Source organism: Nostoc sp. DedQUE02 (genome assembly GCF_034531035.1).
In the GTDB taxonomy this organism is placed as follows: Bacteria; Cyanobacteriota; Cyanobacteriia; order Cyanobacteriales; family Nostocaceae; genus Nostoc.
In genome coordinates, this window is sequence record NZ_JAVRBY020000121.1 from 1 (window position 1) to 10,223 (window position 10,223).

Here is a 10,223-nt window from a genome sequence, read left to right on the forward strand (position 1 = left end):
ACACCTGCCGCTTGCGCTGCTGCCAGCACATTAGCACCGCCTTCTAGACGAAGACGCTGGTTGAACGGTGCTGCTGCACTCATCGATTCAGCAGTGTAAGTTTTGGGTAAAGCGGTGAGTTGTTCGATAACCACTTCCGGTTGAGCGCGAACGATCGCAGCAATGAGCGCTTCTGCATCGAATACATCTGCCTTCGCCAATTCCACACCTTGTTCGGCTAAAGTTTGTGCTTTTTCTAAAGAACGGGTCAATGCAACTACATCATGTCCTTTAGCCAGTAATTGTGCGATTAGCGTCCGACCGATTGCTCCCGTTGCCCCTGCAACCAAAATCTTCATTTATGAACCTCCCGGTGAAGTCTGTGAAAAATTTGTAGATTAGATGAGCATAGAATCGCTGCTTGTGACAATTTGAGTTTCAAACTTGAAATGGCGATCGCCCACTCAGCAAAGCACTTTTAAATTTAGCTATACCAAAGATCTTGGTTAAACTGAGTGTCAGACCTATAACAGTGCAGCGTTGATTGCATCCGTGTTAACGTAAACCTCTATTCGCGCAATTTTTCCCTCTTGAATGCGACGAATTTATGGGCCGAGTAGTCTGTTAACGCTCTTTTTGACATAATCGCTCCTCTCAGTTCTGCTACTGCCTAACTAGTAGTTCGCCAACCCAAAATTGCTGGGTGGAGGTCGGCAGGGGAGCAGGGGAGCAGAGGAGAGGCTTATACAAGTTCTTTCCCCTCTGCGCCTCTGCGCCTCTGCCCCTCTGCTGACCACAACGCAAAGTTGACTTGGCAGACTACTAGTCTCAATTGAATAATAAATGCTTATACAGTCAGAATCTCTGAAACACAACCAATTTTAGATGTGAAACTTGTCTTCTATATAGTTATGGGTATGAGCGAATTAATATTATGCAGTTAGCGATCAAAAATTTCTTTTTGCTATGCTGTACTAGCCTAACCTTCTCCTGACACAGATGCGATCGCCAACGGCATAGCCGACTTGAAAATTTTTAGCAAGCCAAGCATTGTTTAAGCTTTGTTACACAGTAACTTATAACACTATTAATTTTGACGATTTTGATATAGACTCTCTTTAATAAACTTAACCAACTCTGCCAAACATAAAAATTCAGAGATTTAGCTGCTGTCTGTTTAATGCAAAGAATAAATAAATAGCTTTAGAAACAATCTAAAATTTTTGTGACAAGATTTTTAAGTTTGCTCAAGTCAAATAAATAATACTTAAACTGAATAAAAATTATATCTAGGGCAATGAGAAATCTAAACTTGTTGAAATGGTTAAACATTGCCGTTACCAGTATAGCAATGTGCGCTGGGAATTGTGTGATGTCTACGACGGGCTGCGCCTACGCTCAAATCGCTCCAGATAGTACTCTACCGATTAATTCTAATATTCAAAAGATTGGCAACACTATCAAAATTCAAGGTGGAACCACTGCGGGAAGCAATTTATTCCACAGCTTCAGCGAGTTTTCTGTTCCCACTGGGACTATAGCTGATTTTAACAATAGTCTGAATATTCAAAATATTATTAGTCGAGTCACAGGTAAATCCATATCTGATATTGATGGATTGATTCATGCCAATGGTAGTGCAAACCTATTATTCATAAATCCGAATGGGATTATTTTTGGCCCAAATGCCAAACTGGATATTGGTGGTTCATTTGTGGGAAGTACAGCAAGTAGCATCAAGTTTGCTGATGGTTTTGAATTCAGCGCCAGAAATCCTGCAACTACTCCATTGTTAACTATCAGTGTACCTGTTGGGTTGCAGTTCAATGGTGGCGAAGGCAATATTGTTGTGGAAACAGCCGCTAGCTCATTACCTGCTATCCCATATACAGAAGTAGGTGATGCAGGGCAGTTACCATCTACAGCCCAGACTACCAATAGCTCAACTTCAGGGACAGTTGTCAGTGCTATCTCTGGGACACTAAATAATGACAACGATATCGATCTATACCAACTTTTTTTAAGAGCAGGGCAAAAATTCACAGCAACAACTGTGGGCGGTACTGATATAGATACTCAGTTGTTTTTGTTTGATGGCAATGGCTTAGGTCTAGTGATGAACGATGACGATTATACGGTTAACGATGAAACTCGACAATCAACATTGCCTTTAGGCGAACCCTTCATTGCCCCAATTTCAGGCAAGTATTACCTGGGCATTTCTAGTTATGAAAACAATCCGCGCAGTTCAAAGGGTGCAATATTTGAGTATGATAGCCCCATAGGTGCTGGTGCCGAATTTCCAATTAGTGGATGGGATGAAAATCTCGGTTCTGCTAGCGGAGCTTATACTATTACGCTTACCAACCAGATAGCTCCTACTCCCAGTCCATTGTTTGGGGTTCCACAAGGCAGAACCTTAGCGCTCATAGGTGGTAAGGTGACAGTTAATGGCGAAGAGGCCATTGCTCCCAATGGACGGGTGATTTTGGGAGGTGTAGATGGAGTAGGAACAGTCGGACTGAATTTGGTCAGTAATCGTTTACAGGTGGATTTTCCTAGTGAGATACCGCGAGCCGATATTTATTTAAATAATACTAATAGAGTAAACATTGTAACTGGTAGTAGTGGCAGCCTTAGCATTTATGGGCGGAATGTTGATATTGCTGGCAGCTATACTGGGCCGCCACTATTGGTGGATGCTCAGGACAGTATCCGATTTGGGGGTGACATCACTTCCTTACTTGATTCAAGTGATGGCGGAGCTATTACTTTAAAAGCAGGAAATAACATCTTTACACAGTCTGTAATATCTTCTTCAGAAGAGAAGAATGGGGGAGATATTACCCTAAAAGCAGGGAATAACATCTTTACACAGTCTGTAAAATCTTTTTCAGACGGGGGTGGTGATGGAGGAAATATTACCTTATCAGCAGGTGGCAACATCTCTGCTGACAGCAACTCTACAGAAGAACCTTTCATCGGCTCGTACTCTGGTTATGGAAATGCGGGAAATATTAATCTCTGGGCAGGTGGCAACATCTCGACCCAAACTATCTCTTCGTTCTCGCAGAGGACAAGTGATTACGTAGGAGGCAATGGGGGAAATATTACCTTATCAGCAGGTGGCAACATCTCTACTTCAGAGATAAACTCGTTCTCACGAATTAAGAATGGAGGAAATATTAACCTAAAAGCAGGAGGCAACATCTCTACTTTAGAAATAAGCTCCCACGGTATTAATGCAGGATCTGTTATTTTCTCGACCAATGGTAATATATCTACCTCAGATATCTCATCCTATGGAACTAATGGTAGTGGAGGAGCGATCGCTCTCACAAGTACTAATGGCATAATCAATCTAAATACTAGTTATGATGATGCTACCTCTGTTCAAGTGGATGCTTCTGGTGCTAGCGGTGGTAATATTAGCTTCATCAGCCCAATTGGAGCGTTAAACCTTAAAGATACTTTTATTGATAGCAGTGCTACACAAGGTAGTGGTGGTAACATCCAGGTTAATGCATCATCGGTTTTCTTTAATAATAGTGAGTTAACTACCACCACTAGAGGTATAGGAAAAGCTGGTGACATTTCCATCCTCTCTAATGGCTCAGTTTCACTCGATAAAAGCCGTTTATTTACTTCTTTGGAGGTAGAAGGAAGTGGTAAAGGAGGAGACATTGGCATTCAAGCGGCAGATATTTCTTTGAATAACTTCTCTTTCCTTGATACTGCTACCTTTGGTCAAGGAAATGCAGGTAATGTCTCCCTGGAAGTCGGTGATTTTATTAATCTAGATAATGGAAGTGCTATTTTTAGTATCACTACAAATCAAGGCGATGCGGGGAACGTCAGTTTAAAAGCTCTTGGTGCTGTTGAGCTTACTAAAGCTAGCAACATTAGCACTGCCGTAAATTCACTAGCCCAAGGTCAGGGTGGTAACATTAATATAGAAGCGCGATCGCTGTCTGTATTAGATGGCTCTCAATTAATTACCAGTACCTTGAGCAATGGTAAAGCAGGTGATATCACTGTCAATACAAAAGAAGGCATTATCATCTCTGGAGTTGACTTTGGTTTCATCCCAACTCAACTCAATGTCTCAGTTGGTAATCCCCCTCCCACAAATGAAGTGGAGCCAAATGACTCATCACAGCAAGCACAGCAGATAACTCAGTTTTTCTTAAATAGTAGCGATAATATTAATCCCAACGTTAGATTTTCCACTAGAATTCCCTATGCCTCTATTGCTAGTGAAGGTACAGCTATTGAAAATAGTGAGGGTAATGTTGAAAAGGAGTCTGACTTCTACTCCTTTGAAGTGAAAGCAGGCACTCGGGCGATATTTGCTTATCCTACTGATGAGGTGTATCTTAGGCTTTTAGATGGTAATGGAAATGAGTTGAAACTAAATAATGTTACTAAAACACTTAGCGATGGCTCTGAAAATTTTTATGATAAATATACTTTTACAGAGGCTGGCACTTACTTTATTAAGTTGCAACCAGATCTGCCATACACTATTCCATACACTCTCAACATCTCACTGGAAACACCAAATGTAACAACTAATGTTGACAATAGAATTCTTGCCAGTGGGCTATTTGCCAAAACTCAAGGTACGGGAGTCGCTGGGAACATCACAATTAACAGCCCACAGTTGACTATCCAAAATGGAGGCAATATCTCTGCAACTGCAACTCAAGCTGCTACCAGTACGGCACGAGGCGGTAATATTACAGTCAATTCCTCTCAATTAAATCTATTGGGCAATACTAGTGGCTTATTCGCACTCACACAAGGATCTGCACCTGCCGGGTCATTAAAGTTACAGCCCTATGAAAACGGGCAGAGCTTAACAGTCAATCTTCAAGATCAGGCACAAATATCTGCTTCCACGTCTGGTAGTGGACAGGGAGGTACTCTAACAGTGACTGCCCCTGAGTCTATTAATTTAAGTGGTAACGGGGCTCTGGCAGCTACAGCTGAAGCTACTAGTAGTGGACAAGCTGGAGATATACTTCTGGCAACAGAAAAACTCAATATTACCAACGGAATACAGGTGTCTGCGGCGACGAATTCTACTAACCCAGCAGCTAGTGGAGGCAAACTAACTGTGCAAGCGGCACAATTGAACCTGACAGATGGCAGCATTTTAGAAGCAGGGACAACAGGAGCAGCACCAGGGGGTAACTTGATAATTCAACCGAATAACAATGGACAAACCTTAGCAGTCAATTTCTCAGGCAAATCAAAGGCATCGGCTGCTACTTCTGGTGACGGAAAAGGAGGAACCCTGAGTGTGACTGCTCCGGGATCGATTACCCTGACTGGCGATGGTTCGCTGATTTCAGCAGAAACAACAGGTAGTGGTGCAGGTGGCGATTTGACCTTGCAAGCAGGAGATTTGACTGTTCGAGATGGGGCGCAATTGACAGTCAGCAGTACAAAAGGTGGCATCGCAGGCTCCTTAATTGTAGCAGCTGACTCCCTCGAACTCTACAACAATGCAAAAATCACTGCTGACACCACAGGCGGCGGAGGAAATATCTTTTTGCGTACTCCCTTGTTGCGATTACGGAATGGCAGTGCCATCACTACCAACGCCACTGGCAAAAACATCCCTGGTGGCAACATTGATATTGATGCCAAACAAGGTTTTATTATTGCTGTTCCCCAAGAAAATAGTGATATCAGCGCTAATTCCAAAGATTTTCGTGGTGGTAATGTTACTATCAATGCTCAAGCGATTTTTGGCATTCAGCCTCAAAATGCACCCACCCCAAACAGCGATATTACTGCCACTGGTAAAGATTCGTCTTCCAATGGAACAGTGCAAGTCAACACAGTCTTAGACCCCAATAACGGATTAGTACAATTGCCAGTCAATTTTGTAGATCGATCTGGTTTGATTGCTCAAGGTTGTCCTGCAAATAAAGGCAATTCATTTACCATCACCGGACGCGGCGGTTTGCCACCTCTACCAACACAAGCACTTGCCACTAATCAAACTGCAACTGTTGATTGGGTAACATTGAATCCTCAAGAACAAAAAAGCACAAATGTACGCGATAATTCACATTTAAGAAGGGGTTTGGCCCACAAAAACCGTCAATTAGAAGTTGAGCAAGTTAGCCCGACGATTGTGGAAGCTACTGGTTGGGTAATAAATAAATCTGGCGTAGTGGAGTTAACAGCTGCACCCATAGCTACACAAACAAATGCTTTTGGCTCTGCGTTAGCGAAGCTCGCCGTTCGCGGAGCGTCTCGTAGAGAAGGCATCGCAGCTTGTCCATCCCAAACTGCTGCTATTCAAAAATAATGGAAGTTGCTTTTCTCTGACCTGAAGATTGGGAGAAGTTCAAACAATACTAATTTTCTAAATCCGACAACAGATTCAAACCCTTAAACCTAGACTGAGACTGACTTTCTTAATTACGAATTCCGAATTTGTATGATAGTTCGTTTAACCAACTTTCAAGTTGTAAATACAAACGATAACTAAAAACTTCTTTTTTGGGATCGATACGGGACAGTAGTGTAAAAGCACGATTATAAGCAGTCAGCGCACAATTACAATCACCCCAAAGATAATAAGTTCTACCGCATTCAGCCCAAATGTAAGCTTCTAGTTGACCAAAAAGTAACGCTATCTCAAAATTCTCAATTGCCTCTTTGTATTGCCCCAAGTCACGTAAGGTAATGCCGCGATTAATCCTAGCTCGAACATAGCTAGGATTTAAATCAATTGCCCGGTCGTAGTCCGCGATCGCTGCTGCTAAGTCTCCACAACAAACATAGTAATTAGCTCGATTGTTGTAAGCAGCTACTAATTTAGGATTAAGCTTTAGAGCAGTATTATAGTCACAAAATGCTTTTTGCTTTTCGCCACTCTTAAAATAGATTAGACCCCGGTTGTTGTAATCGATAGCATTATTAAAACTACGGTCAATTAGTTTGTTCAACAATGCGATCGCTTCACTATATTGTCCTTGTTGAGCGAATTTCAAAGCATTAGAGCGTAAAGAAATTTTATTAAAAACTAAATCGCTGCTGACTTTTGGAGCGTACTCAATGGTATTAATTGTAGTAGCGATCGCAATTTCACGAGAATCATTTTGCTGGGTTTTAGAGGCTAGAGTTGGCATATATTTATCTTGATGATGTGAAACTTTACTTCTATATAGCTATGGGTGGAAGGGAATCAATATTATGCAGCTAGTGCTAAAAATAAGATGGTTTGATTTAAGAAGATTTGTAAAATCAACAATCGTGTTTGATTAATACCAAATCAAAGTATGATGAACATTAAAGTTTTAAACGCAAAGGAGTGCTGAGGTTCACGCAAAGGGACGCGGAGGTTTATCGTGACTTGCAAAAGACGCTTTTATTTTAAGAAGTGGTTAAGAAGAATTACAATAGCTGTTTTGGCTACTTTGTTAAGCGTTTGGGGAATTCCAACTCCTGCTTTTTCTCAATTTACTCAGACCCAACCAAATGCTCAATTGCTGGTTGAACAAGGTCGAAAACTCTACGAAACTGGACAGTTATCTGAAACTGTAACAGTTTTACAACAAGCAACAGATGCTTTTAATCTGCAAAAAGACGAACTAGGAAAGGCAATGGCGTTAAGCAATCTTTCGTTAGTCTTTCAGCAACTTGGACAGTGGAAAAAAGCAGAAGCTGCAATTACACAAAGCCTCAACCTTTTAAAAAATTCGCAACTCAACACTCAGAACTTTGCAATCATCTTGGCGCAAACTCTAGATATTCAAGGAAATCTGCAATTAGAACTAGGCAGAACCGAACAAGCTTTAGACTCATGGAAGCAATCTGCTAATACCTATGCTCAAGCAGGTGATGAAGTTGGTATCACCCGCAGTTTGATTAACCAAAGTATGGCAGAACAAGCATTAGGGCTTTACCGTCAAGCTCGCACCACCTTAGAAGAGTTACAACCCCGTCTTGAACAGCAACCAGATTCGCTTGTTAAAGCTATAGCTTTACGTAGCTTTGGTGATGTTTTGCAATTAGTCGGTGATTTAGAACCATCCTTTAAAATTTTACAACAAAGCCGAGACATCGCCAAAAAATTACAATCTCCTTCAGAAACCAGTGCTACGCTGCTGAGTTTAGGTAATACCGCACTTGCTTTAGGTAACAGCCAAATCTCGCAGCAAGATAGTATCAGTTTTGAAAACTACACTCCGTTACATTGTATAAATAGACCTGTCTCTACAGAATCTCTCAAATTTTATCAACAAGCAGCGCAATTCTATGAAGAAGCTGTCACCACCGCAACCTTACCACTCTCACAAATCCAAGCCCAACTTAATCATTTGAGTATATTGTTGAAACTTCAGCAATGGTCACAAGCGAAGGAATTATCTTCTGAAATTCAAGTAAAGCTAGCTAAAATTCCCCCAAGTCACACAGCAAATTACGCACAAATTAATTTTGCTCAGAAATTGGTGTGTCTGAAACAAGCTACCAACGCAGACATTCCTTCACTGAAAGAAATTGCTCAAATGTTAGCGACATCTGTACAGCAGGCTAAAAGCATGGATGATGAGCGTTCAGTTGCTTATGCTTTAGGCGCATTGGGTGGATTATATCTAGAAAATCAGGATATATCTAATGCTAAAAAACTGACACAAGAAGCTTTAATGGTAGCCCAAGCGATAAAAGCTGGGGATATAGGTTATTTGTGGCAATGGCAACTAGGGTACATACTTAGAATACAAGGAGATGTGACTGGAGCGATCGCTAACTACACTGAAGCGGTAAATACTCTCAAATATTTACGCAATGATTTAATTAGTCTCAATCCAGATGTACAGTTTTCCTTTCGGGATAATATAGAACCAGTTTACCGACAATTAGTTGATTTACTTTTGCAATCTTCATCTACAATTAGTTCAAAAAAAAGCATTAGTCAAAAAAATTTAAAGCAAGCTCGTGGCATACTTGAAACACTCCAACTAGCTGAACTAGAAAACTTCTTCCGAGAAGCTTGTTTAAAAGCCGTACCCGAACAAATTGATGAGGTAGTTGATAAAACGGATGGCACCGCAGCAGTAATTTATCCGATTATTTTGGCAGACCATCTAGACATTATTCTCAAATTACCAAATAAAACTGAATTATCTCATTACACAATTAATAAAAAATCTAGAGACGTTGAAAATATTTTAGAAAAACTGCAACAATATTTGAGAGAACCAGACAGGATAAACGATGTTAGAAAGTTATCGCAACAGGTTTATAGTTGGCTAATTCAACCTTTAGAAATTGAATTAGAAAAAATGAATATAAAAACCCTAGTGTTTGTACTAGATGGTGAATTACGAAATATTCCAATGGCGGTTTTATACGATGATAAACACCAAAAGTATTTAATTCAAAAATATGCTATATCCTTAGCTCCAGGTTTACAATTAATCGAACCAAAATCTTTACAAAAAGTGCAAATAAATGGATTAATTGCTGGGGTAAGTGAGCAACGCAAAATTGAAGGGCGTTCATTTGCTAAACTCAAGAATGTAGAAGTTGAATTACAACAAATTCAATCGGCTATACCTAGAAATGCAGAACTATTTAATCAAGCCTTTACCAAAATAAATTTACAGAATCAAATTAAAAAAATACCATATACAGTAGTTCACATAGCAACTCATGGCGAGTTTAGTTCTAATCCCAGTAAAACATTTATTTTAACTTGGGAACAACTCTTAAAAGCTAAGGATTTTGATAATTTAATTCGACTCAGTGGACAAAGAGAATCTAGCGCTATTGAACTACTTGTCTTAAGTGCTTGTGAAACTGCTCAAGGAGACAAACGAGCTACTTTAGGACTTGCTGGTATAGCAGTTCGTGCAGGCGCTCGGAGTACCTTAGCAACTTTGTGGGCGGTAGATGATAAATCTACTGCTCAATTTATGAGTAAGTTTTATCAAGAATTAGAAAATAGTAAAATAACTAAAGCTGAAGCTGTTCGTCGCGCTCAAATTCAGCTATTAACTGATTATGAAATTCCTTATTTATGGGCACCATACATTTTGGTCGGAAACTGGCTTTAAAAAGCACAAGGAACAATAGACTTCTTGCATAAGTTGGGAAAAGGTTAAGGGGGAAGGTGGGGCCCCCTTTGGGGATAAGGGGCAGGGGGAAAGGTTCTGTATTGTCTCCTTCCGCTTTAAGATGAACCCCTTTTTCCCCCTCTTGCAAAAAGCACTTTTGCC

Annotated in this window: 4 protein-coding genes; 2 read left to right on the plus strand and 2 right to left on the minus strand. The window is 40.5% G+C overall.

Features of this window, described 5'->3' with window-relative positions:
- Positions 1–338 (minus strand): SDR family oxidoreductase (locus RMX98_RS35735; protein ID WP_409882102.1); only part of this gene is annotated, 338 nt, incomplete at its 3' end.
- Positions 339–1,351: 1,013 nt separating this feature from the next.
- Between RMX98_RS35735 and RMX98_RS35740 the strand changes: the two genes are divergently transcribed.
- Positions 1,352–6,304 (plus strand): filamentous hemagglutinin N-terminal domain-containing protein, encoded by a 4,953-nt coding sequence (locus RMX98_RS35740; RefSeq protein ID WP_322677276.1) that lies wholly within the window; start codon positions 1,352–1,354, stop codon positions 6,302–6,304.
- Positions 6,305–6,413: 109 nt separating this feature from the next.
- On the opposite strand, the gene RMX98_RS35745 is transcribed toward RMX98_RS35740, so the two are convergent.
- Positions 6,414–7,130, minus strand: coding sequence for a tetratricopeptide repeat protein (locus tag RMX98_RS35745; RefSeq protein WP_322677277.1), 717 nt, complete (start codon positions 7,128–7,130; stop codon positions 6,414–6,416).
- 219 nt (positions 7,131–7,349) lie between these two features.
- On the opposite strand from RMX98_RS35745, the gene RMX98_RS35750 reads away from it, so the two are divergent.
- Entirely contained in the window at positions 7,350–10,061 is a 2,712-nt protein-coding gene (locus RMX98_RS35750) for a CHAT domain-containing protein (RefSeq protein WP_322677278.1), read from the plus strand.
- Positions 10,062–10,223 lie beyond the last annotated feature (162 nt).